Annotated in this window: 23 protein-coding genes; 12 read left to right on the plus strand and 11 right to left on the minus strand. The window is 40.1% G+C overall.

Annotation, left to right across the window (positions count from 1 at the left end):
• The first annotated feature begins 356 nt into the window (after nt 1-356).
• Complete coding sequence (locus ACH0BF_RS01480; RefSeq protein ID WP_406908685.1) at nt 357-776, plus strand: hypothetical protein; 420 nt, start codon at nt 357-359, stop codon at nt 774-776.
• Entirely contained in the window at nt 777-1,919 is a 1,143-nt protein-coding gene (locus ACH0BF_RS01485) for a hypothetical protein (RefSeq protein ID WP_406908686.1), read from the plus strand.
• A gap of 663 nt (nt 1,920-2,582) precedes the next feature.
• On the opposite strand, the gene ACH0BF_RS01490 is transcribed toward ACH0BF_RS01485, so the two are convergent.
• From ACH0BF_RS01490 to msrA, 3 genes are read right to left on the minus strand one after another with little or no spacing between them, the layout of a single operon-like run.
• Entirely contained in the window at nt 2,583-3,650 is a 1,068-nt protein-coding gene (locus tag ACH0BF_RS01490) for a DUF3900 domain-containing protein (protein WP_406908687.1), read from the minus strand.
• A gap of 29 nt (nt 3,651-3,679) precedes the next feature.
• On the minus strand, nt 3,680-5,101 hold the full coding sequence (gene pdxR, locus ACH0BF_RS01495) for a MocR-like pyridoxine biosynthesis transcription factor PdxR (RefSeq protein ID WP_406908688.1): 1,422 nt from the start codon (nt 5,099-5,101) through the stop codon (nt 3,680-3,682).
• A gap of 51 nt (nt 5,102-5,152) precedes the next feature.
• Nucleotides 5,153-5,698: a peptide-methionine (S)-S-oxide reductase MsrA gene (gene msrA / locus ACH0BF_RS01500; RefSeq protein WP_340854065.1), complete on the minus strand. Its 546-nt coding sequence runs from the start codon at nt 5,696-5,698 to the stop codon at nt 5,153-5,155.
• Between the two features lie 187 nt (nt 5,699-5,885).
• On the opposite strand from msrA, the gene ytvI reads away from it, so the two are divergent.
• The 4 genes from ytvI (at nt 5,886) to ACH0BF_RS01520 (ending at nt 9,795) form a co-directional block, all read left to right on the plus strand.
• Nucleotides 5,886-6,917, plus strand: coding sequence for a sporulation integral membrane protein YtvI (gene ytvI / locus ACH0BF_RS01505; protein ID WP_120031390.1), 1,032 nt, complete (start codon nt 5,886-5,888; stop codon nt 6,915-6,917).
• A 292-nt stretch (nt 6,918-7,209) separates the two neighbouring features.
• Nucleotides 7,210-7,953, plus strand: coding sequence for a metal ABC transporter ATP-binding protein (locus ACH0BF_RS01510; protein WP_340854066.1), 744 nt, complete (start codon nt 7,210-7,212; stop codon nt 7,951-7,953).
• Nucleotides 7,954-8,811 (plus strand): metal ABC transporter permease, encoded by an 858-nt coding sequence (locus tag ACH0BF_RS01515; protein WP_340854067.1) that lies wholly within the window; start codon nt 7,954-7,956, stop codon nt 8,809-8,811.
• 21 nt (nt 8,812-8,832) lie between these two features.
• Nucleotides 8,833-9,795 carry a metal ABC transporter substrate-binding protein gene (locus ACH0BF_RS01520; protein WP_406908689.1) on the plus strand — a complete coding sequence of 321 codons (963 nt, stop codon included), beginning with the start codon at nt 8,833-8,835 and terminating at the stop codon, nt 9,793-9,795.
• A gap of 131 nt (nt 9,796-9,926) precedes the next feature.
• On the opposite strand, the gene ACH0BF_RS01525 is transcribed toward ACH0BF_RS01520, so the two are convergent.
• The 3 genes from ACH0BF_RS01525 to ACH0BF_RS01535 are packed head-to-tail and all read right to left on the minus strand — an operon-like array spanning nt 9,927 to nt 12,846.
• Nucleotides 9,927-11,408 (minus strand): sodium:solute symporter family protein, encoded by a 1,482-nt coding sequence (locus tag ACH0BF_RS01525; protein ID WP_406908690.1) that lies wholly within the window; start codon nt 11,406-11,408, stop codon nt 9,927-9,929.
• Nucleotides 11,405-11,611, minus strand: coding sequence for a DUF3311 domain-containing protein (locus ACH0BF_RS01530; protein WP_406908691.1), 207 nt, complete (start codon nt 11,609-11,611; stop codon nt 11,405-11,407). Before ACH0BF_RS01530 ends, ACH0BF_RS01525 begins: the two co-directional genes overlap by 4 nt.
• 38 nt (nt 11,612-11,649) lie before the next feature.
• Nucleotides 11,650-12,846 (minus strand): M20 family metallopeptidase, encoded by a 1,197-nt coding sequence (locus ACH0BF_RS01535; protein ID WP_406908693.1) that lies wholly within the window; start codon nt 12,844-12,846, stop codon nt 11,650-11,652.
• A 267-nt stretch (nt 12,847-13,113) separates the two neighbouring features.
• On the opposite strand from ACH0BF_RS01535, the gene ACH0BF_RS01540 reads away from it, so the two are divergent.
• A complete protein-coding gene (locus tag ACH0BF_RS01540) occupies nt 13,114-14,517 on the plus strand; it encodes a sigma-54 interaction domain-containing protein (RefSeq protein ID WP_406908694.1) in 1,404 nt (467 codons plus the stop codon).
• A 78-nt stretch (nt 14,518-14,595) separates the two neighbouring features.
• Entirely contained in the window at nt 14,596-15,273 is a 678-nt protein-coding gene (locus ACH0BF_RS01545) for a DUF3885 domain-containing protein (RefSeq protein WP_406908695.1), read from the plus strand.
• A gap of 86 nt (nt 15,274-15,359) precedes the next feature.
• Here the strand turns inward: ACH0BF_RS01545 and ACH0BF_RS01550 are convergent, their stop codons facing one another.
• A complete protein-coding gene (locus ACH0BF_RS01550) occupies nt 15,360-16,040 on the minus strand; it encodes a hypothetical protein (protein ID WP_406908696.1) in 681 nt (226 codons plus the stop codon).
• A gap of 263 nt (nt 16,041-16,303) precedes the next feature.
• Here ACH0BF_RS01550 and ACH0BF_RS01555 point away from each other — a divergent pair, with 263 nt between their 5' ends.
• Nucleotides 16,304-16,879, plus strand: coding sequence for a nitroreductase family protein (locus tag ACH0BF_RS01555; RefSeq protein ID WP_120031376.1), 576 nt, complete (start codon nt 16,304-16,306; stop codon nt 16,877-16,879).
• A gap of 171 nt (nt 16,880-17,050) precedes the next feature.
• Here the strand turns inward: ACH0BF_RS01555 and ACH0BF_RS01560 are convergent, their stop codons facing one another.
• The 3 genes from ACH0BF_RS01560 to ACH0BF_RS01570 all read right to left on the minus strand — a co-directional run bounded on the left by ACH0BF_RS01560 (nt 17,051) and on the right by ACH0BF_RS01570 (nt 18,423).
• On the minus strand, nt 17,051-17,653 hold the full coding sequence (locus ACH0BF_RS01560; protein ID WP_406908697.1) for a hypothetical protein: 603 nt from the start codon (nt 17,651-17,653) through the stop codon (nt 17,051-17,053).
• Nucleotides 17,654-17,785: 132 nt separating this feature from the next.
• Entirely contained in the window at nt 17,786-18,124 is a 339-nt protein-coding gene (locus ACH0BF_RS01565) for a spore coat protein (RefSeq protein WP_120031372.1), read from the minus strand.
• A 23-nt stretch (nt 18,125-18,147) separates the two neighbouring features.
• On the minus strand, nt 18,148-18,423 hold the full coding sequence (locus ACH0BF_RS01570) for a ferritin family protein (RefSeq protein WP_340854077.1): 276 nt from the start codon (nt 18,421-18,423) through the stop codon (nt 18,148-18,150).
• A gap of 237 nt (nt 18,424-18,660) precedes the next feature.
• Between ACH0BF_RS01570 and ACH0BF_RS01575 the strand changes: the two genes are divergently transcribed.
• Together ACH0BF_RS01575 and ACH0BF_RS01580 are read left to right on the plus strand one after the other, a co-directional pair.
• Nucleotides 18,661-19,395: an SDR family NAD(P)-dependent oxidoreductase gene (locus ACH0BF_RS01575; RefSeq protein WP_120031366.1), complete on the plus strand. Its 735-nt coding sequence runs from the start codon at nt 18,661-18,663 to the stop codon at nt 19,393-19,395.
• 228 nt (nt 19,396-19,623) lie between these two features.
• On the plus strand, nt 19,624-20,010 hold the full coding sequence (locus ACH0BF_RS01580; RefSeq protein WP_120031364.1) for a VOC family protein: 387 nt from the start codon (nt 19,624-19,626) through the stop codon (nt 20,008-20,010).
• Nucleotides 20,011-20,205: 195 nt separating this feature from the next.
• Here ACH0BF_RS01580 and yfkAB read toward each other — a convergent pair whose 3' ends face one another.
• Nucleotides 20,206-21,318: a radical SAM/CxCxxxxC motif protein YfkAB gene (gene yfkAB, locus ACH0BF_RS01585; protein WP_340854079.1), complete on the minus strand. Its 1,113-nt coding sequence runs from the start codon at nt 21,316-21,318 to the stop codon at nt 20,206-20,208.
• Nucleotides 21,319-21,564: 246 nt separating this feature from the next.
• Here yfkAB and ACH0BF_RS01590 point away from each other — a divergent pair, with 246 nt between their 5' ends.
• Nucleotides 21,565-22,479 carry a hypothetical protein gene (locus ACH0BF_RS01590; protein WP_406908699.1) on the plus strand — a complete coding sequence of 305 codons (915 nt, stop codon included), beginning with the start codon at nt 21,565-21,567 and terminating at the stop codon, nt 22,477-22,479.
• Nucleotides 22,480-22,568: the final 89 nt, after the last annotated feature.

Consider the following 22,568-nt stretch of genomic DNA (forward strand, 5'->3'; position numbering starts at 1 on the left):
TATAATACTCCCTTGTAAAGAAAACTTCTGTTCCTTCAACTGAGTACAAAATGTCCTAGTTGCATAATGGAACATAAGCAAGAGCTTGGTAGTCGAATTCTCATTATTCATTACAGGCAAAAATCCTATCTCCTGGACATGAGGTAGGGTTTTTTGATAAAAAATACCAGTGTTACTTTCTTCGAGGTTATGCACCAAAGTGACTATAAATTATTTGTAAAGATATTAAAGAATAGTCCTCTATTTGGTTCTTTTATGCTCGTAATAAGTCACGGTAACTTTTAAGTTAAAATGAGAATTAATTCAAATGGTAGTATTTATAACATTGTAGTTAGAAAATAAAGGAGTGTATAACAATGCCACAAACGCATAATGTTATAAACGTAGGAAGATATAAATATATTTTAGCTAATCATCATAGAAATAGACAAAATAGCAATAAATCTCTTTGGACCATTACCCAAACAGAAGAAGTTGAAAGTTTTAGGTTGCTGTGCATGAATAGCTGGATAGTAGATAACGATAAAGGTTGGTCTATACATAGGATAAATAATTCAAATAGAATCTTAGGACGCAGTACTCAAAATGATGATGTACAGATTGCGAAATTTGTTGACAGCTCTAATAACCAGCAATGGCATGGGTATCCAGTTGACTATAGAAAATCCATGCACGACAGACCTAAATCAAAAATTTTAAAAGATTGGGTTAGGAAAGGGATTATTAAACGAGCTGATATGTCTAAAATTTTAAGAGGGAAAGGTTGCACAATTTAAATGAAACATATAACTATAAAAATAGAAGGAGAGTTTTGGGATTATTTAATTAAGTATAATGAATTAATTCTATGGACATTTGATGGTAAAATTGAAATTTACGATTGGGAAAGATTTATTATGGACTTATCAAAGCAAAGGAATAATTATAAAATATTTGAATTATTTCAAAGTAAATCCAAAAATAAAACGGGTAATATGTCGCAATTTTTTATGTTAGAACATGATTATTCATCTTTATATGAAGATACAGAGATAGATATTTCAAAAAATGAACTAGAGAATTACTTAAAAAGAGAATTTGAATTACCATTCCATGATTTAGCGATCTCTATTGACTCTTATAAGAATGATGTATTTATAAATACAGATAATGGATTATATGTTGTGGATATGTTGAGTTTTAATGACAAACAAAAAATATGGGATAGCCAACTTTATGATATTAGAGTAGGTACATACGGAAGACTGGCTTTATCTGCTGGAGACGAAGGGGTATATGAATACAATATATACGAAGAACCATTAAATAACAGTTTAAATGTCAGAGAAGTAGATAGAAATATTTATTTTCTATCGAACAAACATTCAAATTCGGTTAATTGGATAAATGACTATATATATAGCACCTCTGCTATAGAGGGCGCTTTTGTTGTACAATCAAATACTAAAATAAAAGAAGGTAATTATATAGATAAAACTATTGAAGAATCTAGTATATTTAAATCCTATAAAAAACAAATACATGAAATAAGTTGGGCGAGCAACAATAAATTATATAGAGTGTTTGATAATAACAAATTGGAAATAGTAACTTTCAATAAAGAAGAAAAACAAAATTTAAGCTTCAGATCTAGATTTGTAGAATTTAAGGCTTGGAAAGGAAATATTATTTCAGGTGCTAGTGCTAAATTTGGTACTGTTGTAGAATGTGAAAATGCTTTAGTTATTATCTATAATGAAGAGGAGTGTTTAAATGTAGGAGGTGATATAATTAGATGGAAAATCTATGATACCCATCACAGATACAATAATATATTAGGAATAATTTTTGAAGATTCGATTGTTTTCAAAGCATATGATATTAACGAAACAGACCATAAAAAAATAGGATTTAAATCCTACAGAAAGGAATTTATATAAAGATGTTAACTGACTTAAAACCATGGGCGTGAAAACGTCAGGATAGTATGAATAAACACGGATATATCAAGATTTAGTAAGAATGAGATATTTGAAATTGAAGATGTTCAAATATTTATAGAAGACAGGGAGCAGTTTGTAATCCCCCTGTCTTTTTTTGACTAGAAATTTCAAGTTATAGCAAAAGAAAATCTTTATTAAAAACCTTTAGAGCATATTCTCTGGTCAGCAATTTCAATTACAAACAAGCACTAAAGTCGCTTGCTAAAGGGTTAAATTTCTGATTAAACTCTTTTTAATTCATTAGAAAACATAACCAGATAGGTTTTTTTAGCCTCTTGATAACCATACAATGTAAAATTCTAGCTAAAGACAATACCATAGTTCGATTCAACGAGTGTCTTGTAGCAGCTGCAAGAAAAAAGTAGAACAAATATGTTTTGAACTTCTCTCTTATCGCTCCTTAAATATAAATCGCTTCGCCTTTTTACTAGAGAAGTGGTTAGAAGAAAAATTTTAGTTAAATGGAATCCCAAAACACAAGCTCTAAGACCGTCTTTTTATATTTTTATTGGTCATAATCGTGGTCATAAAAACCCTTGTAATCCTAGTCATATCAACACTTTAAGCGATCCCCTCAATCCAAAAAATCCCTCAAAAACCTTATTTGCCAACCAGCTGTTTCTCCCTAATCCGCTCCACCACCTCATCCAACTCCTCAGGCTTATGAAACTCAATCGGAGAGAAGCCTTTTTCAAATATTACCGAATCTGCTTCCATCAAAACGACATAGCGGTCGCCAATTTTAGCCAAGTGAACCGACTCTCCGAAGTCCGACAGCATCGCTTTGACGCCCATATGGTCCAGCTTCATTTTCAGTTCAAGCTCAGGTGTGTGCTCCACCATGCGGCTGGCCGCTTCCACGATTTCTTCCGTTGAAAACCGCTCCTGCAGCTCCCGTTTCGGACTCTCTGCCCAAATCTCCATCGCTTCTTCAAACTGCGCTCGTTCGGGACTTTCATCTTCCAAGTCTTCAATGACCGTTTCCCGTACGAAGTCCATGACTTGTGTTTTTACGATTTCAGGCATGGATTGCTCGTAGCCGACGTATTTTAAGAAGTCCTCAAAGTAACGGGCGTGGGAAGCTTGATGGATTTTTAGTTCGCCTTCTTCGATCATTCCTTCTTCGGGCATGTAGGGGTATTGGATCGATTTCATGTTTTTCGTTGTAATCGCCAGTTCGACGTGCTCGATGAGGGAGGAGGCGTCGGAGATCGAGGCCACCTTCGGTTCGAAATCGCATTTTAATACGAAAATAAAGGCATCGTCAAAATACTTTCTTAGCTGTGCTTTAGCAACGATAAAGACACCGCCGCGCGCGGCACTTGTTTGTGTGTAAAGTGTGGCGAATTGTTCACTCGCTTCTTGAAACTCTAACAAGGAAAAAGCGGCCCGGGCTTTGGCAAAAAGGTTGTAGTTCGGGTTTGATGTTAAGTCATGGCCCGGTTCCGCTGTGAAAAAGCCAATTTTTGTAGGGACTTGTTCGGCTTTTGGATGACGTTCGGCCTTGCGTTTGACGATTTTCGTAAACTCCCCGTCAAGAAAGTCCCTGAGCGGACTGCTTTCATATTCTTCTTCGTTCAGTGTACGAAAGTGCTGCGCCCGCTTGTTTTCTTCTTTGTCATCCACACGGATTAAAAAGAAAGATAAGTAGTGTATTTTAAAATCCATTATTATCACCTGTTTTTTCAGTCAATCTTCTATTTGTTGTCTTCAAGGATGATTTGCCGCAGTTTCTTAATGCCTTGCTCAAATTCTTCAATGGACGCGTAGCCGTAGGAAAGGCGGATTGCCTGAACCGATTCCTCTGTGTAAATACTTCCCATATTCAAGGAAATTCCCGCTTGATACGCTTTTGTATAAATGTCTTTTAACTGGATATTCTCTTTCATGCGCAGCCAGATTAAAAACCCGCCAGCAGGAATGTCCCATTCAGCCAGGTCGCTCATATACTCACTCAATGATTTCAAAGCAGCCGTCCGGCGCTTTTTTAATTCTTCGCGGACGAAGGACAAATGCTGCTCGTACAGGCCGCTTGAAATCCATTCAGCCGCCACCAGCTGTGAAAGGGAGCTGGAGCCGTAATCGGTCTGCTTTTTTATTTCCGCTAAACGATCAATGACTTGTTCTGATCCTGCGATCCAGCCGATGCGCAGACCGGGCGTGAGCGTTTTGGAAAAGCTGCCGATATAGAGTACATGCCCGTTGGAATCAAGTGACTGGAGTGTCGGCGGTGGCGGGCTGTCAATCCAGAGCTCGCGGTAAATATCATCTTCAATGACGGGCAGCCGTTTTTCCGCACAGACATCGAGCAGTTCTTTCCGGCGGTCTTCCGACATTAAAATGCCCGTAGGGTTATGAAAGCACGGAATCGTATAGAGAACGGAAGAAGGGCCGTCCAGTGCCTTTTTCGCAAGGGAAGCGGGCTGTAATCCTTTCTCATCCATGGGCAGGCCTGATAAATTCATGCCGGCTGATTGGAAAATATGAAGGGAATAAAGGTAAGACGGCTTTTCCAAGAAAACGGTCGACCCTTTATGCAAAAGCCCAGCCGATATTAATTGCAGTCCTTGAATCGCTCCGGAAACAATTAATATCGAGGAGGGGGACACGTCTGTTCCTTGCTTTTTCATATAATCACTGATCGCCTGTCTGAGCGGCAGGTACCCTTTAGGTTCTTCGTAGCCGAACGGCTCCAGACTTTGAGCGAGCCGCATCATGACTTGCTGCATATTATCCTTTGGGAAGATGTCCTGGGCCAACTCGCCTTTACTCAGTTCAATTAAATGATCCGGCTCCTTTGTGTTATCGGTTTCCGAATGTGGGGCAGACACCGTTTTAGGGAAAGAGAGCAGGGCAGCTTCATCCCAGGACGGAGGGCTTGCAGCAAGCAACGTCCATGTATTGTTAACAACAAGGGTTCCTTTCCCCATGACACCCTCGATCAATCCTTCTGCTTTTAGCTCTTCAAGCGCTGTGACAATCGTTGAACGATTCACGGACAGCTGTTCGGCCAATTTGCGCTGGCTCGGAATTTTACTGCCGATTGGCCATTCGCCGCTGGAGATGGCTTTTTTTATATAATTCATCACTTTTTCATATTTTGCCAGGTTTGTACCCATCGCTATTTCAATCTCCCTATTTATGTGCTGCCTCTATCATATCATCCTGTTTCATTGCTTACTATCTTCTTCTGTCCAGTGTTCTTCAATAAATTCATCGCGCCCTGATTGCGCGCGGTCGGCTTGATATTCATCCGGATTCTTTTTATAGAAGTCCTGATGATAATCCTCAGCCGGGTAAAATGTTGCCGCAGGCAGGATTCGGGTAACAATTGGTTTTTGAAATCTCCCGCTTTCCTCTATTTCTTTCTTGGAGGCCTCCGCCAGCTCTTTTTGCTCCGGTGTATGATAAAAAATAGCGGTGCGATAAGAATCGCCGCGGTCCTGAAACTGCCCGCCATCATCTGTCGGGTCAATTTGCGGCCAGTACAGATCCAACATGGTTTGATAGGAGATAATAGCCGGATCATATGTGATTTCAACCGCCTCTAAATGGCCGGTTGTCCCGCTTTTTACCTGTTCATAGGTTGGATTGGATGTTTGACCGCCCGTATAACCGGAAATAACTTTATAGACACCCTCCCACTGGTCAAATGGCTTCACCATGCACCAGAAGCATCCCCCGGCAAATGTGGCTTTCTCTAATTTTTTATTCATGGATGTCCCCCCGTTATATAGTTGAAATAATAGTTCATATTATCACTTATTCTCTTGGTTTGTCACGGGCCAATCAACAGGAAAAACACTTTTTCTGCAGCCTGAAAAGTGACTTTGCGAAGGAGAATAGTTTATTATAGAAATTAATACATAATGAGATATGAAGTGAGGAGCAGTAGATACGACAATGATAAAGAGATGGATTATTACAATCGCACTAATAATCATAACAATCTATTTAATTCCCTATTCACTGCCTTTTTTGCTGGCATTGATCACGGCCATCCTGCTGGAGAATTCCGTTAAATGGTTTATGATGCGTTTTAAATGGCCGCGTTTTCGGGCAGTGCTTGCCACCTTTCTGCTCTATGTCCTATTTATTGCCTTGTTCATCTGGTTCATTGTGAAGCTGGTCATTGATCAGGCAGTCACACTTGCAGAGAAGGGGCCATCCTTTGCTAATGATTTTTACAAAGAGTCACTGAAGGGCTTTTTCGATCAGTCGCAACGGTATTTTAAATCGCTGCCGGTTGATGCGTTCCAATCCTTTGAAAAAACCATCGAAAATACGTTGCAGTCAGTGACAAATATGCTGCAGGGAATCGTTGAATGGCTGTTTGGACTGGCCGCAGCGATACCGGGATTTTTAATTGAGTTTCTAGTATACTTAATTGCCGTCTTTTTGTTCAGCCTGGAGCTGTCACGATTGCGAATTAAAGCGGAGAGGCATTTGAGAGAGAGTACGAAGGAGAAGCTTTATTTAATTACTGCGCAGTTAAATCGCGCCGGAATTGGTTTTATTAAAGCGCAAATTTTCCTGAGCATTGTCACCTTTTTCATGTCATTTGTTGGACTAGCCATTTTAAAAGTGCCGTATGCACTGCTCTTGTCCATATTAATCGTTTTTGTTGATATTCTTCCGATCTTAGGGACGGGATCTGTGCTCGTGCCGTGGGCCATCATCTGTTTTTTCCAGGAAAATCAATTTCTTGGCTTTGGATTGATTGTGCTGTTTATCGTTATCACTGTTGTTCGGCGGATATTGGAGCCAAAGGTGTTTTCAAGCAACATGGGCATTTCGCCATTAGCTGCTTTAATCAGCTTGTTTATTGGATTTAAGCTGCTTGGCTTTATCGGATTTTTCGTGGGGCCAGCTATCGTGATTATATATGATACATTAAGAGAAGCGGGCATCATTAAAAGCAGATGGAAAATTTAACAGACATACAACAAGCCAGTCGCCTCGAGCGCTGGCTTATTTTAATCACAATTTCCTTGACATAACCTGACTTATACTTTAATTTTTGTATTAAGGAAACTTTATTGGTTGTACGCATATATCATTTTTAAAATGGCTGCATACAGTAGTTTTAGAAACAATCTTTTTTTTACCCAAAAATTTGCCTTAAGGAAAAACTTTGTCTACAAGCAAAAAAAGAGGCCTGGGATTTTTAAAAGAGAAGCCAACTCTTTTTGTTAGTAACTATGAAAACAAGTAAAGGAGAATCAAGATGGATAGTGCCCTTACAGTGAGAGATTTATTTGTATCCTATCATGGAAATGAAGCAGTAAAAGACATTAGCTTTTCTATTGATCCAGGAACTTTAGTGGGGATCATCGGACCAAATGGAGCTGGGAAGTCTACTTTAATAAAAGCCTTGTTAAATTTGATACCAAAAGATAAAGGGGATGTACAAATATATGGAAAAAGCGTGAAAGAATTAAGAAAATCGGTTGCTTATGTGCCTCAGAGAAGCAATATTGACTGGGATTTTCCTATTACAGTGTTAGATACTGTCGTCATTGGATCCTATCCGAAGCTAGGATTGTTTAAACGACCGAAGAAACAAGAAAAAGAATGGGCTCTGCAATGTCTGGAGAGGGTCGGGATGGGAGCGTTCAGCAAGCGCCAGATCGGAGAGCTCTCCGGCGGTCAGCAGCAGCGTGTCTTCTTGGCAAGGGCTCTTGCACAAAAAGCACAGATTTTTTTTCTTGATGAACCATTTGTGGGGATTGACGCCGCGAGTGAAGAAACGATTATTAACCTCTTAAAAGAATTAAGAGAAAGAGGAAAAACGATTCTCGTTGTTCATCATGATTTAAGCAAAGTAAATGACTATTTTGATCAGCTTATCCTATTAAACAAAGAACTCATTGGCTTTGGAGACATTCATCAAGTATTGCAGGCTGACATCCTGTCCAAAGCTTACTCAGGTCAGTTCTCGTTTCTTGACAGATTGGGGGTACACGCATAAATGGGATTTATTGATGCTGTTATTCAATACGGTTTTTTGCAAAAAGCTTTGTTAACTTCGATTATGGTCGGAATCATTTGTGGAGTTGTCGGATGCTTTATCATTCTAAGAGGCATGGCGTTAATGGGGGATGCGATTTCCCACGCTGTTCTTCCCGGAGTGGCCATCGCCTATATGCTCGGCATTAACTTTTTTATCGGTGCCGTTGTTTCAGGAGTGGTGACGGCTGTGGCGATTGGGTTTGTCAGCCAGAATAGCCGCATTAAGAATGATATTTCCATCGGTATTATGTTCACGTTTGCTTTTGCCTTAGGGATCGTCCTGATTACGTTGATGAAGAGCAGCACAGATCTTTATCATATATTGTTCGGCAATGTTTTGGCTGTTCGTCCTTCCGATATGTGGACCACGCTCGGAATCGGCATTTTCGTTCTCGCGTCTATCTATTTATTTTACAAGGAACTGCTTGTTACTTCCTTCGATCCGACAATGGGGGCAGCTTATGGATTGCCAATCAAAGGTATTCACTATTTCTTAATGACACTGTTAACAATGGTCACTGTTGCTTCCCTGCAAACGGTAGGCATCGTGCTTGTCGTAGCTATGCTGATCACACCGGCGGCCACAGCTTACTTATTAACCGATCGCTTGTGGATCATGCTTTACTTGTCGGCAGGGCTCGGGGTGATTTCGTCTGTTGTAGGATTGTATTTCAGCTTTACTTATAACTTAGCTTCTGGTGCAACGATTGTATTAGTCGCCACTGTGCTGTTTTTATCAGCATTCACTTTTTCACCAAAGCGGGGTGTGTTATGGCGGTTTATTAAAGCAAGAAGAAAGAAAGTATCTTTAATCTAGAAGACGGGGGGAGATTGAGTAATGAAACAACTATTAAAATTTTTAGCTACGGGTGTTATGGCGGTTCTAATTCTTGCAGGTTGCGGAAGCGGAGATAAAGCAGGAGAGCAAACAGGAGCATCAGCTGGTGGTGGCAAAGATGATAAATTGCAAATTGTCACTACATATTCCATTTTATATGACATCGTAAAAAACATTGGTGGTGACCGTGTAGAGATTCACAGCTTAGCACCGGTAGGTTCGAATCCGCATGAATATGATCCGCTGCCATTGGATATTCAAAAAGCAACAGATGCTGATGCGATATTTTATAACGGCTTAAACTTAGAAGCAGGAAACTCCTGGTTTGAAAAACTACTAGACACATCTGGAAAATCCGGAGAGGATGCACCTGTTTTCCGTCTTAGTGAAGGGGTAGAAGCAAAACATTTAACGACAAAGGGGAAGGAAGGGGAAGAGGACCCTCATGCCTGGCTGGATATCCGCAATGGCATTAAATATGCGGAAAATGCAAAGGAAGCTCTTATAAAAGTAGATCCTGAACATAGAGAAGTATACGAGAAAAACGCGAAAGAATATATTGTCCAGCTCGAAGAACTTCACAAGGAAGCAGTAGCAAATTTCAATAAAATTCCAAAAGAAAAACGCTATTTAGTAACGAGTGAGGGTGCCTTCAAATACTTTAGTGCTGCCTATGATTTTGATGCTGGCTATATTTGGGAAATCAATGCAGAAAACCAAGGTACGCCCCAACAAGTAAAACGAATTGTTGACATAATTAAGGAAAGAAAAGTGCCGGTTTTATTCGTTGAAACAAGTATTGATCCGCGCAGCATGGAAATGGTTTCAAAAGAAACAGGCGTGCCGATTGGCGGAAAATTGTTTACAGACTCTCTCGGCAAGCCAGGGGAAGATGGAGACACTTACATTAAGATGATGGAATCGAACATTAAGGTGATCCTTGATAATTTAGAAGAAAAATAAGAGAAGCCTTCTTCATCATCGTAATAAAAACTGAAATTATTAGATTCCACTCTCTATGCTCTAATGAGATGTTTTATATAAGAAAAGGCAGGATTTTTCACTTAATAAGAGTGAGAAATCCTGCTTTTTTGTTAGATCACTTTTTCTTTGCTTTCTTGTCCAGCAAGAGAAGAATGTTTGGGCGGCACAGCACTAACGATGCTCATTGAGATCATATTTATGACTAACGCTAAAACACCAATATTCAAATCTTTCATCACCTGCGGCATGTGAGGGAAAAGAGTTCCCATTGTCTGCTGTGTGATGGTTGTATACAAAACAACGCTAACACCAAGGGTAATGCCGACAAATGCTCCCTGTGTGGTGAAAGGGTTCTTTTTAAACAGACTGGCAAAAAAAGCTGGAAACAATTGTGTGACGATGCTAAAGCCCGACAGAAACAGTACGGTTAAGGAATTACTGTTTCCCAGGGTGAAATATAAGCATAGTAGGGAGACGAGCGGAACGCAGAGCTTCGCTATTTTTCCTACTTTAACACTGCTGGCGCCGGGATCAAATAATTTATAGATATTGTTGGCTAAAATCGTTGAAGTGGTCATCAGCAAAATCGAGCTTAGCACTAGAGCGCTTAACAATCCAGCGGCTCCAATCAATCCAACAAACCAAGGGCTGAACGTTTGTACAGAAATTCTGAGCAGAGCGAGATCGCCTTCGGCCCCAACGAGTCCAGGGACTTTGAGAATGGCAGCAAAGCCCACAAAGAAAACAAACAGCAGCATGAGTGTATAAGCTGGCATCATAATGGCGTTCTTTTTAAAGGTCTTCTCATTTTTAGCGGAAAAGACGGGAACGAGTGAATGAGGCCACATATAAAGACCAAGAACGGATAAGAGAACAGTTGAAATAAACCAGGATATACTTAATCCAGACTCGGAAAAAGTAAGGACATCTGGTTTGGCTGCACTGACCGCTTCAAACATCGGCTGTAGCCCGCCGTAATAATGATAGGGAAGATAAATCCCCAGGAAGGCAATAATAAAGAATACAAGGATATCCTTTATAACGGCCGTCCAGGCAGAACCGTGGATTCCAGATATCATTACATAAATCGTTATACATATCATCCCGATGATAACGGAAAGCGTGGGCGAAATGGTTCCATAAGACGTTTCAGACACAATGATGCCTAATCCTTTAAATTGGATAATAATATAAGGAATCATGGCAATAATGCCCACGACAGCAGTCAGCACTCCCAATGGTTTGCTTTTATATTTATAGGTAAAGAAGTCTGGTTGAGAGACAATGTTATGTTCTTTCGCGTAGCGCCAAATAGGCGGCAGCAGCCAGTAGCCAATAGCAAATGCCAGAGCCGTATAGCTGAGAACATAATAGGCAGGGACACCTTTTGAATAAGCCCAACCGCTCGCGCCAAGCATCGTGAAAGTAGAGTATCCTTCACCAGCCATTAAAATAAAGACAAACATGTAGCCAAAACCGCGGCCGCCTACAGCCCATTGCTCCATATTCATTTCTTTTCCTTTTTTCGCTTGGATTCCCAAAAAAAGACAGAAAAGGAGAAAAGCCAAAATGATCATCGTTGCTATATTCATTCCCTTTCACCTTCCTTGTCTCTATTGCTTTGATCAAATGTATAGATCGTTAACATAATAAAAAAGGTGAGAACGATCCATAAAACAATCCAAAAGTGAAGAAAGGGCATTCCGAGAATGTAGGGTGTTTCTCTGTTAGCGAAGGGAAGTCCGCCAAGCATTCCGATAAATGGCAACATGCCTAGTAAGTGAATGTTTTTCATGTCATGTTCTCCTCTTGAAAATTTATCTAGTGAATGAATCAATCTAACAATTTAAAGACCGCACGGAGAAAGGCTTGTACTCCGATTGGCAAGGCCTCTTCATCGATGGCAAACCGTGGGTGATGATGCGGATAAGTGATCCCTTTTGCTTCATTTCCGGCGCCAATGTAAAAATAAGCGCCAGGTGCCTTTTGAAGGTATTCAGAGAAATCTTCTCCCGGCATGATCGGTTTTGCTTTATGGACTGCTTCTGCACCAAACGCTTCTATCAGTGCTTCCTCGACAAGGGAAGCGATTTGCTGATCATTGACAACAGGATGGTAGCCTTGTTTGTATGAAAATTGATAGTTTGCGCCGTGTGCATCCGTAATTCCTTTTATGATGCGTTCCATTAAGGCAGGGATGGAGTGTAAAAGCTCCTCATTAAAGCATCTCACCGTGCCACCAAGCTCCAGTGCATCAGGAATGACATTATAAGCCGTATCCCCCTCGACAGCTCCCCCGTGAATTTTGGTAATCGATAAGGCAACCGTTTCAAACGGATCAATGTTTCGTGATACAATTTGCTGCAGATTCGTCACGACCTGGGCAGCAATGGTTAAACTGTCTATCGTTTCGTGTGGAGAGGCGCCGTGTCCGCCTTTTCCTAGAATTTTAATGTCAAAATTACCTAAAGCGGGATGGAGGGGGCCGGAGTTAATAGCCAATGTCCCGACTTCCATGGTCGAGATGAGATGTAAACCAATCACCATGTCAACCCCATCCATCACACCAGCTTCGACCATTTCGATAGCGCCCCCCGGCGGGACCTCTTCGGCATGTTGGAATAGAAATCGAATTTCTCCTTTAATTTGGTTCTTCAAGCCGGATAAAATCTTAGCGCACGCCAACAGCATAGCCGTATGGCCGTCATGGCCGCAGGCGTGCATGATGCCTGGATTTTTAGAGGCAAACTCATAGCTAGTTTCTTCTTGAAGAGGCAAGGCATCCATATCCGCCCGGAGCGCAAGTGTTTTGCCGGGACGGGAGCCAATTAATCGGGCCATTACACTTGTTTTTGTCGGACGAGTAACCTCTAGACCGCCAAAGGACTGTAAAGTATCGAACACAAATTGGGAGGTCTTTTCTTCCTGGAACGACAATTCAGGGTTTTCGTGCAAATAACGCCGCCATTGCACCATGTCTTCTTTCATGTGATCAGCCAAGCATGAGAGTTGTTCAAAAGTAGTTGTCATTTTTTTACTCACCTTTCTTTATTTTGGTTCAATTTTTCATATTGCAATTTCTGTGCCTGCTTTTAACTGCTTACATGTTAGAATAGTGTGTAAATTTTAATAAATTAATACAAACTCTCAAGGGATTCATATATAATTGAACCAAATTTGGTTCAATTTTCTTGTGATTGATTTATATATGGTTCGATCGTTTGAAGGTTTTGATGGAGTGTGAAAATTCGAACCAATAGAGACTCATTTTTCACAGAAAAAAGGGGGGAATGGTGAATGAAGACAGAAAACATATCAATCAGCTCAAATGATTTTTTCAAAATTTTTGATTCTTTAGATGACGCCATTTATATTGCGGATAAAAATGGGACGACTTTATGGATGAATAAAACAAGCAAAGAGTCGTTCGAAGGAATGGACATTATCGGTAAAAATGTAAAAGAACTCGAAAAGGAGAAAGTATTTCAACCGTCCATTATTAAACAGGTCATCGAAACAGGAGAGCGGATTACAAAGGTACAAACCTTAGTAAACGGAAAAAAACATATGACTACGGGACATATTATTCTGGATGAAGAGGGGGAGATCAAGTATGTGATTGCTCACGGCAGAGATATGAGTAAATTGGCTTCTAGTACCCCTCAGCTTGAGTTTGAAGAAATTAATGCACTTCTCAACCGTTACATTCAAGAATTTAGGAAACTGCATTTACATCAATTGTTCAACCAACAGGAGCTTCCTTTTATTGAACAAAGTCCGTCATCGATTCGACTTTCTCAAATTATTGAAACAGTCGCGAGTGTCGATACAACTGTTTTAATCACGGGAGAAACAGGGGTGGGAAAAAATGTAGCCGCCAAAAAAATTCATCAGCTCAGCGAAAGACATAATAAACCGTTTATTTATGTAAATTGTGCTGCTATTCCGGAAACATTGATCGAATCCGAACTGTTTGGCTATCAAAAAGGGGCATTTACAGGGGCCAACACGCAGGGGAAGGCAGGACTCGTAAAGCTTGCTGAAACCGGCACGTTGTTTCTTGATGAAATTAGCGAGCTTTCGCTTCCGTTGCAGTCTAAACTCTTACAGCTATTGCAAGATAAAACGTATCGTCCAATAGGGGCTGCTCAAATCCAAAAGGCAAATATTCGAATCATTGCAGCAACAAACAGTGATTTAGAGAAGATGGTAGACGAAGGCACCTTTCGCAGTGATTTATTTTACCGCCTTAACATTCTGCCTATTGCCATCATTCCTCTTAGAGAAAGGAAAGAAGATATTTTTCCTCTCTTGCATTTTTATTTAACGCGATTTAACGGATTACATAAAAAAGCGCGATTTTTCTCGAACGAAGTGATTGACATTCTGCGAAATTATCAATGGCCTGGAAATATAAGAGAATTAGAGAATTTAGTAGAGCAGCTCGTGATTTTAGCAAAACAAGATGAAATTCTTACAGCTGATCTTCCGAAAAAATATCAACAAAAGGCGAGGCCAAATACGGACTCACTTCTATCCCTTAATCTTATGGAAGAGTCTCTACAGGGCATCTTGGACCAGGTTGAAAAAGAAATCATCCTACAAGCCTACAATCATCATAAAACCACAAGAAAAGCAGCGAAAGCATTAGGCATTAGCCAGTCTTCATTTATGAGAAGATTAAAAAAGTACAAGGGATAACTTTCTCATCAAACCGGCTATTTATGTAGAAACAAACACACCTTAGTAAAATACGATAAACAGGAAGGAAGATGAGGAATGGACGTAGCAGAATACCTTAAGAAAAGGTTCCCCCCTGTCGAATTAGTCCCAAGCATCTATAATCAATGGGACATTGGCATTCATTTTTCACTTGGTACGGAAATCTATCAATTTAAAGAGAACGGTGGGCTCAATCTTGAACGATTTCGAGTGGTCTATAAGCAAGCCTTCACCATTTTTAATGAATTATTCGAACGAGAGGACGATTTGCTTCTAGTAACCAATATTTATAAGCACAAAAACCAAAAGCAACAAACCAAAAAACTGAAGGTCTATCAACCATTTTTGAAGTGTAAAAACGCTTTAAACCGAATTCAGGTGAGAACATATCCTTATCCGTTTGAGTCGGACGAAGCGAAAGATTATGAAAGGCAACAATTTTCATTGCTTTGTAAGCGAGAGGACATACGTATGAATGAATTACTGAAGGCAGCATGTAACGAAGACTTTCCGCTGAAACCAAAGTTTGGAGAGGACTTCATTCATTATCCGGATGTTTTCTTTGTGAATACGACAAAAGATATTATTTTCTTTGTTTATGATGATCGGGGATGTGAAGTGATAGCTCGTGAAGCAGATCGAATCCGGCCGCTGTATGAGAACTATTACGATTGGATAGAGGAAGTAGATAGAAAGAAGATTGAAGAAGGACTAGGAAGGCCGGGAATGAAGTAACCAGGACAGATTGTAAAAGCTCATGTTCCCGTTCGTGCTCCTTTGCTTGTCTATCTACTTCATTCCCAACAAGCTCTAATTTTCTTTTACTGATAATAAAGGGTCCCGCTATTCAGATAAGTCATGCTGCCTGCAGTATCATTGTGGATAAATTGAATTTTATAATTGCCAGATCCGAGTGCATGTTGAGCGATGTCCGCGAGCGGAACATTCACACTGGCGCGAAGATTTCCGATCTTGATGCTTCCTGAGGGTGTTGAATAACCTTCTTTGTATGTTTGAATGGTCAGGGCATTCACTTGTTGTTTTGGAGTGACGGTGATGCTTTGAGGATTTTTAAAGTATCTTTCGCTAGCTATCGTCACACTGTTTCCGAAAGTCGTTTCATCATATCTGTACACCAGATACCCTGCATCCTTAACTTTTGCTAACGCTGCTTGTTGGGCTGTTACCGCTTTTGCATTCGATGAACCTATTAAGAGATTGTTTTCATCATAAAAATGAACATAGGAACTTTCATTAGTGTTTTTTGGTTCTGTGTTTAATAAACGCTCTGATGTCTTTGCTTCTTTCATAAGCAGTTCAATTTCTTTACTAGAGTAGGATTTACTTAGATTGCCTTTAGCATCATATTCTTCAATATAAGGCTCTTCCTTCTTTGTTTCTTGTCCAGAGGCTCTAGCCGTCTCTTGTGCAATACTTGTGGGCATGAACATGATTGCAGAGAAAAAAATGACAGCTAGTTTCGTCCACAGATTGTTTTTCATTACATACACTCCTATAACAGATTATTTCTCATGTAAATATTACCATATATGGAATAAATACTATATAAATTAAATTTCGGATAAAAGAAAATCCTCGTACAGTGAGATAGGATTTAGCGTTATATCTATCGCTATTGCGTGTATGATTAGGAGATTACTTGCAATCATGCTATACTAAGAAATAATGTAATTGAGAATGTTTTTCATGTAGGTCGATCAATTACATATACTTTTACAAAAGCTATGTAAGGGGGATGTGTAAGATGAGCCATCAAGAAGGAATAAATGCGGTTGAAGAAAACATTATAAATCGTAGAACGATTAAATCCTTTAAAAAGGAACCGATTAGTCCTGAAGTGATTATTGAGTTATTAAACGTGGCCAAGTGGGCACCCAATCATAAGTTAACAGAGCCGTGGCGATTCCAGTTATATGTAGATGAAGGAAAAGAAAAATTTATCCAAGCCTACATTCATTCACAGCCAAAAGTGGATGGTGACGTTTCAGAAAAAGTGAAGAGGAAAGCCCAATATTTCCGGGATATCCCCGTACACCTTGTCGTTATTATGCCTGAAGATCCTCGCCAAAGAAGGTGGGATGAAGATTATGGAGCGGTCTCCTCGCTCATTCAAAATTTTCAACTGGCCGCATGGGAAAGAGGCATCGGCATGATTTGGCGTACGAATGATTGGATTTATGACCCCGCATTTAGAGAGGAAATCGGTGTCGCGCCTGGGGAAAAAATAGTAGCTACGTTGATGATTGGCTATCCCCAACATGTACCGACTGCACGACCACGTACAGATATCCGCGAGTGTCTAACGATTATCGATAAGTAACACCCTGGCCCGATTGCTGACCGGGAAAAATTCTGTCCACAACACATGGCTACACATGGCTTTTTATCAAACTTTACGTCAAAGCCACACTTGTTCTACTAAAGGATCTTCAAATCGAAGATCCTTTTTCGATCCGGACAGCAGAGATTGCCTAACTCATTCTTTATCTGCCTATTCACATTTGATCACATGGGTGTTTGAAGGGAAGGAATGGCTAATAGATTCAATCGATGAAAATAACTTTTCATTTGAAATAGAAATCATCGACTGCCCGTCATAATCAACCCAGAAGACTGTACCCTTTTGTTTTAAAGAGATAACAGGCAGCTGTACTTTTTTAAGGCCGAAGAGAGTGTTCATTTCTCGCTTATCAAAGCTGAAGAGATCTTGAGAAAGAGACCATGCAGCAAAAAAATTCATGCTTCCTTGCCCGTATAGATAAGGCATAACCACTTGCAATTGAGATAAATTTGTTAACTTTGTTTTTATAAATACTTCTTTTTTAAAGTTAATATGGAGCCTTTCAACCTTGGCCAATGAAAACTCTTTTTCTATCTCTTCTTCCTGATAATCCATATATTCAAAAACAGCATAGATGGGAAAACGGTCTAATTTTTTCATCCAATCGCATAAAAAATTCTCAAATTCTTCATCAATGCTTTGATAATCTATAACATATAGAGCCTTTCCATCTATAGAAAAAGGAAAATATCCACCTGCATCTGGTATATCTCTTATACAATTTTCCGGAAGAAAACCCACTTCAAGATCCATCATGCCGTTTCCTTTAAGAATGAATGTATTTTTAATTATAATCTATCCATTCACCCCTTTGTTTTTTTGACATAGAGAAATTTGCTGGTTAAAAGAAAGATCCCGGCAAACTAAATGGCCGGGATCTTTCTTTTAATAGGGAAACTGCGAGGAGTAATTACTGAATTGCTTATAGGCTTGATCAATTTTTTGCTGATCCTCAGCCTCAAGCTTATACCAGCCATTTTGAAACATTAATTCGTAAAGCTCGCGGCAGCTTTGATGGGTTTCTGAAAGAATTTGAAGCATGTCCGAATACAGCTGTTCGTGGCTTGCTTCACGCACAGCAATGTTCAAGCTGTCAGTTAAGTATTTACATGTGCTGAGACCATCATTAATAAAGTCACGATCATTCATCTCTGGACTTTTGACTTTCGGCAATTGTCCTGTTTGCGGATTGGCAATTTGATTGGGATTTTGCTGATTTGACATTTCATCGACCTCCTTTTGGTTCTTTACGAATTCTGTCCCTGTTGAGGAGTAGGCAAGCTGGCTAATGCAGCATTGTTATCTACTTGCAGATGGGTAAGCAATTTTTGAAAGTGATTTTGATGCATTCTTCCTGCTTTTTCGAGCGCTTGCTGGATTTCCGGATTGCTCACCTGTTGAGCGAAAAAATGAAGCTTTTTAAATGCCAGAAGTTCCCATGATAATGCATCTTTTAAGTAAAGCAAGTCTTTCGTTGTAAGAACTCTTGGTGGGTTCGGAATCGGTGCTTGTGTATTCTGCATGAAAAGACTCCTTTCGTTTTGTCGAGTATCACAGTGTAGGATGAGCAAAGAATCGTCCTCTTATGCGCAAAAAGTGTATATACTGATTTACAGCAAAGCCCTATAAAAAAATCTTCCGTTATTTTATTTAATCATCTGTCCACGCTGCACAATAAGCGATGATAAAATAGTTTATACATTCAGTTTTTAATTTACAGGAAGGATTCGTTTAAAAGAGAGAAGAGGGGGATTTATAGAGTGCTAAAAAACAGGAAGATCATCATAACAGGTGCGGCTTCTGGTATTGGAAAAGAAATGGTGAAACAATGTTTGCAGGAAGGAGCTGCAGTCATTGCCTGTGATATAAATGAAGACTCCTTACATGAGTTAAAACAGGCCATGAATGGCCATGAATTTCTTTACACCTATCCGTTAGATGTAAGCAAATATGAAGAGGCGGTCTCATTTTTTGCCTATGTGGAGTCAGAGCATGCTGATGCAGATAGTTTAGTGAATAACGCAGGCATCTATTTGGCGAAGAATATACTGGATTATCAAGAAGATGAAATTGATCAAGTGTTAAATATAAACGTTAAGGGATTTATTTACTTCACACAGATGTTCGGCCAGCAGTTGTTCTCCAATCAGCGTAAGGGAGTGATCGTGAATATGTCTTCAGTATCAGGGATAGAAGGCAGTTCAGATGCAATTTACGGAACATCAAAAGCGGCCATACTAGGCTTAACTAAAAGCAGTGCCATGAATTTCTCACCGTATATCCGAGTGAATGCAGTCGCTCCTACGATAGTGAACACGCCGATGATGGGAGTGATACCTGATTGGAGAAAAAAAGAGTATGTAACTCACCAGCTCATTAATACGCCTGTGATGCCTGAAGATGTGGCCGATACGGTTATCTTCTTATTATCAGATAAGTCTAAGCATTACACAGGAGCAACATTCGATATAAATAATGGGGGATATTTAAGGTAGTTTCAGTCACATTTAGCCGATACTTTGCTCCGAGAACTAAGTGCCTTGCGGTGAGAATTAAATAACTATATTTCACCCCGTTTTAAGCCTGAAACGGGGTTTTACTTGTTTAAGATTTTACACTCAAACAGCCATTCGTACAAGTTTAGAGAAGTGCGAATTAGAAAGGGTTATCCGCACCCGTTGTAGAATTAAATATGGATATCAAACATGCAGGAGGGAAAATGAATGATTCATAAGATCGGTCAAATCATGTTATATGTAAACAATCAGGACGAAGCAGTAAATTTTTGGACAGAAAAAGTGGGATTTCATGTGATTTCTGAAGAAAATAACGGCCAAGGAATGAGATGGATTGAAATCGGTCCAACAAAGGAGGCAGAAACGACTATCCTTCTGCACAATAAGGAATTCGTGGCCAAAATGTCACCTGGATTAAATCTGGGCACACCTTCTTTAATGTTTTTTTCAGAAAACCTCGATACGTTACATAGCGACTTATTAAATAAAAAAGTTACAGTCGGAGACATTGTAAATATGCCCTCTGGCAGAGTATTTAACTTTGCAGATAGTGAAGAAAATTACTTTGCCGTCATGGAAAAAGTAAATAACTAACGTTAATCAAGCCTTATCCTAAAGAAACCACCTACTCATTTTTTCATGGGCAGGGAGAACCTTTTGTATGGCATAAAAAACTAAAACCGCCTGACAAAATGAGCTCTTGTGGCGGTTTTAGCAATCTTCATACAGAACGGAGAGAAACAATGTAGAATAGATATTTTCTAACCTTCTGCAGGGGCTAATGCTTTCTTATTTAGCAAAAACAGCTTTTTTATTTGTAAAATCAACGTGTGGATAATAAGCATTTTTAACTAGAATATTAGGACCTAGACATTGAACGCCTGAACAATGACAATTGAGATCAGCAGCGAGCTTGGATTGATTCCATGTTTCATAAGATTTCTGCAAGGTAGTCGTCTGAACATTTCCTAAAGGCGGCGCATCCCCAAAATCTGTGACGATAATCTCCCCCGTAAAGATATTAATATTCAAGCGAGAACGGCCATCAGGATCGTTACGAACGGTCACATTCTTTTCAGTGCGCAGCCGTTTGAGCAACTGCTGTGTGCTTTCATCCGAGCTACAAGCATAAAAAGGAAGAGTACCAAACAGCATCCATACATCTGGATCACGTATATCAAGCAGGTGATGAATGGCCTCCCTGATTTCATCAAGAGAAAGCGACTCAAGCGCACTTGCGAAGTCGCTTGGGTACATAGGATGAATTTCATGGCGAGCACATTCCATTTCTTCTACGACCTGTCGGTGAATCTTTTCTAGGTAAGGGAGCGTGCTTTTATTTAACATGGTTTCAGCTGATACCATGACTCCCATGCGAGACAATTCGCGGCTGTTATCAATCATTCGCTGGAACAAAGCTTCACGCTGCTGCAATGTCGGCTTCCGCGCCATATTGGCAAAGCCTACTTCTGCAAATTCTTCTGTTGTGCCCCAGTTATGGGAAATATGTAGAACGTCTAGGTACGGAGCAATTTCCTCATAGCGAGAAAGCTCCAGCGTCAAGTTAGAATTAATCTGTGTGTATACATCCCGTTCGTGGGCATATTTTAATAACGGCAGCACATAGTTGCGAACAGAAGCTTTTGACAGCATAGGCTCGCCGCCAGTAATACTTAAGGCCCGCAAAGCAGGCACTTCATCAAGCCGCTGGATAAATAGATCGAGCGGTAAGGCCTCAGGGTCTTTCGTTTGCAGCGTGTAACCCACTGCGCAGTGCGCACATCTCATATTGCAAAGAGTCGTTGTCGTGAACTCTACGTTTGATAATTGTATATGTCCAGCTTGCTGTACATCGAGGTAAGCTTCCCATGGATCAAATACAGGTGTAATCGTTTGTTTCATGTTTAACCCTCATTTCTTTATACAACGAACTATTATACTGTTATTTTCTCAATAAATGAACAGGGAAAATGAAAGGAAGCCGTCTCCCAAGGGAAACAGGGAGGAATTTTATTATGTTCTCAGAATTTGAAAATTCTCTCAGGCGGGAGTCCTATTTTTTCTATTTATTATGTAAATAGTTAGCGAAAAATTCCATGTATGTTACAATGTAGGCTGTAAGAGAAGTAAGTGAAGGGAGAGTTATCTATGAAGAAATGGTCTGCAATCCTGGGAGCTGTTTTGCTCACTGGAGGAATATTAGGGGCTTGTTCAGAAAAAGAAACGAAAGAACAGTCTACAGAGAAGCCTGCAGATAATTCCGCAGAAGAAACAACAGAGAAGCCGGTAGATAAAGAGGTAACAACTCAATCGCCAGAACCGGCAGAGGAGCCAGCGGACAATACAGACAAAACAGACAATGCGGATAATGCGGACAAGCAGCCAGCTGCACCCAAAGAGCCAGCTGCTAATATAACGGAAGCGACAGGTGTATTTAATGGCATGGCCGATCCACATACGGTAGAAATTGAGGTGGATGGACAGCCGCAATCCTTCCAGGTTGCCCCTGACAGTGACATGATGAAGAAATTTGATCAAATGGAAGAAGGGACAAACGTCACGTTCACCTATAAAAAAGAGGGGGAACAGCTGATCCTTCAAGAATTGAAAAAGATTACCGCTAAAAAAGACAGCGCCAGCACAATTATTGAAGCAAAGGGAGTGTTTAACGGTGTCGCTGATCCGCATACAGTGGAAGTTGAAGTAAACGGACAGCCACAATCCTTCCAAGTAACTCCTGGTAGTGACATGATGAAGAAATTTGACCAAATGGAAGAAGGAACAAACATCACGTTTACTTATAAAAAAGAGGGGGAACAATTGGTGTTTCAGGAGTTAAAAGCGGCAAGCAGCAATGACACAAACACTGAAGCAAAAGGAACTTTCAATGGCATGGCCGACCCACATACGGTAGAAATTGAAGTGGATGGACAGCCACAATCCTTCCAGGTTGCCCCTGACAGTGACATGATGAAGAAGTTTGATCAAATGGAAGAAGGAACAAACATCACGTTCACTTACAAAAAAGAGGGGGAACAGCTAATCCTTCAAGAACTAAAATAAAGAGAAACCAACGGACAGAAAAAGGGAATTCCCTTTTTCTGTCCGTTTTTCTATTATGGTTCTTATGAGGGAGGCCCGATAACGCTCAG

The organism is Pseudobacillus sp. 179-B 2D1 NHS (assembly GCF_045370945.1).
In the GTDB taxonomy this organism is placed as follows: Bacteria; Bacillota; Bacilli; order Bacillales; family Domibacillaceae; genus Pseudobacillus.

Excerpts from the sequence above, each read along its gene's own strand:
- ACH0BF_RS01480 (WP_406908685.1), top strand. The coding sequence starts at position 357 with ATGCCACAAACGCATAATGTTATAAACGTAGGAAGATATAAATATATT.
- ACH0BF_RS01485 (WP_406908686.1), top strand. The coding sequence starts at position 777 with ATGAAACATATAACTATAAAAATAGAAGGAGAGTTTTGGGATTATTTA.
- ACH0BF_RS01490 (WP_406908687.1), bottom strand. The coding sequence starts at position 3,650 with ATGGATTTTAAAATACACTACTTATCTTTCTTTTTAATCCGTGTGGAT.
- pdxR (WP_406908688.1), bottom strand. The coding sequence starts at position 5,101 with ATGGGTACAAACCTGGCAAAATATGAAAAAGTGATGAATTATATAAAA.
- msrA (WP_340854065.1), bottom strand. The coding sequence starts at position 5,698 with ATGAATAAAAAATTAGAGAAAGCCACATTTGCCGGGGGATGCTTCTGG.
- ytvI (WP_120031390.1), top strand. The coding sequence starts at position 5,886 with ATGATAAAGAGATGGATTATTACAATCGCACTAATAATCATAACAATC.
- ACH0BF_RS01510 (WP_340854066.1), top strand. The coding sequence starts at position 7,210 with ATGGATAGTGCCCTTACAGTGAGAGATTTATTTGTATCCTATCATGGA.
- ACH0BF_RS01515 (WP_340854067.1), top strand. The coding sequence starts at position 7,954 with ATGGGATTTATTGATGCTGTTATTCAATACGGTTTTTTGCAAAAAGCT.
- ACH0BF_RS01520 (WP_406908689.1), top strand. The coding sequence starts at position 8,833 with ATGAAACAACTATTAAAATTTTTAGCTACGGGTGTTATGGCGGTTCTA.
- ACH0BF_RS01525 (WP_406908690.1), bottom strand. The coding sequence starts at position 11,408 with ATGAATATAGCAACGATGATCATTTTGGCTTTTCTCCTTTTCTGTCTT.
- ACH0BF_RS01530 (WP_406908691.1), bottom strand. The coding sequence starts at position 11,611 with ATGAAAAACATTCACTTACTAGGCATGTTGCCATTTATCGGAATGCTT.
- ACH0BF_RS01535 (WP_406908693.1), bottom strand. The coding sequence starts at position 12,846 with ATGACAACTACTTTTGAACAACTCTCATGCTTGGCTGATCACATGAAA.
- ACH0BF_RS01540 (WP_406908694.1), top strand. The coding sequence starts at position 13,114 with ATGAAGACAGAAAACATATCAATCAGCTCAAATGATTTTTTCAAAATT.
- ACH0BF_RS01545 (WP_406908695.1), top strand. The coding sequence starts at position 14,596 with ATGGACGTAGCAGAATACCTTAAGAAAAGGTTCCCCCCTGTCGAATTA.
- ACH0BF_RS01550 (WP_406908696.1), bottom strand. The coding sequence starts at position 16,040 with ATGAAAAACAATCTGTGGACGAAACTAGCTGTCATTTTTTTCTCTGCA.
- ACH0BF_RS01555 (WP_120031376.1), top strand. The coding sequence starts at position 16,304 with ATGAGCCATCAAGAAGGAATAAATGCGGTTGAAGAAAACATTATAAAT.
- ACH0BF_RS01560 (WP_406908697.1), bottom strand. The coding sequence starts at position 17,653 with ATGGATCTTGAAGTGGGTTTTCTTCCGGAAAATTGTATAAGAGATATA.
- ACH0BF_RS01565 (WP_120031372.1), bottom strand. The coding sequence starts at position 18,124 with ATGTCAAATCAGCAAAATCCCAATCAAATTGCCAATCCGCAAACAGGA.
- ACH0BF_RS01570 (WP_340854077.1), bottom strand. The coding sequence starts at position 18,423 with ATGCAGAATACACAAGCACCGATTCCGAACCCACCAAGAGTTCTTACA.
- ACH0BF_RS01580 (WP_120031364.1), top strand. The coding sequence starts at position 19,624 with ATGATTCATAAGATCGGTCAAATCATGTTATATGTAAACAATCAGGAC.
- yfkAB (WP_340854079.1), bottom strand. The coding sequence starts at position 21,318 with ATGAAACAAACGATTACACCTGTATTTGATCCATGGGAAGCTTACCTC.
- ACH0BF_RS01590 (WP_406908699.1), top strand. The coding sequence starts at position 21,565 with ATGAAGAAATGGTCTGCAATCCTGGGAGCTGTTTTGCTCACTGGAGGA.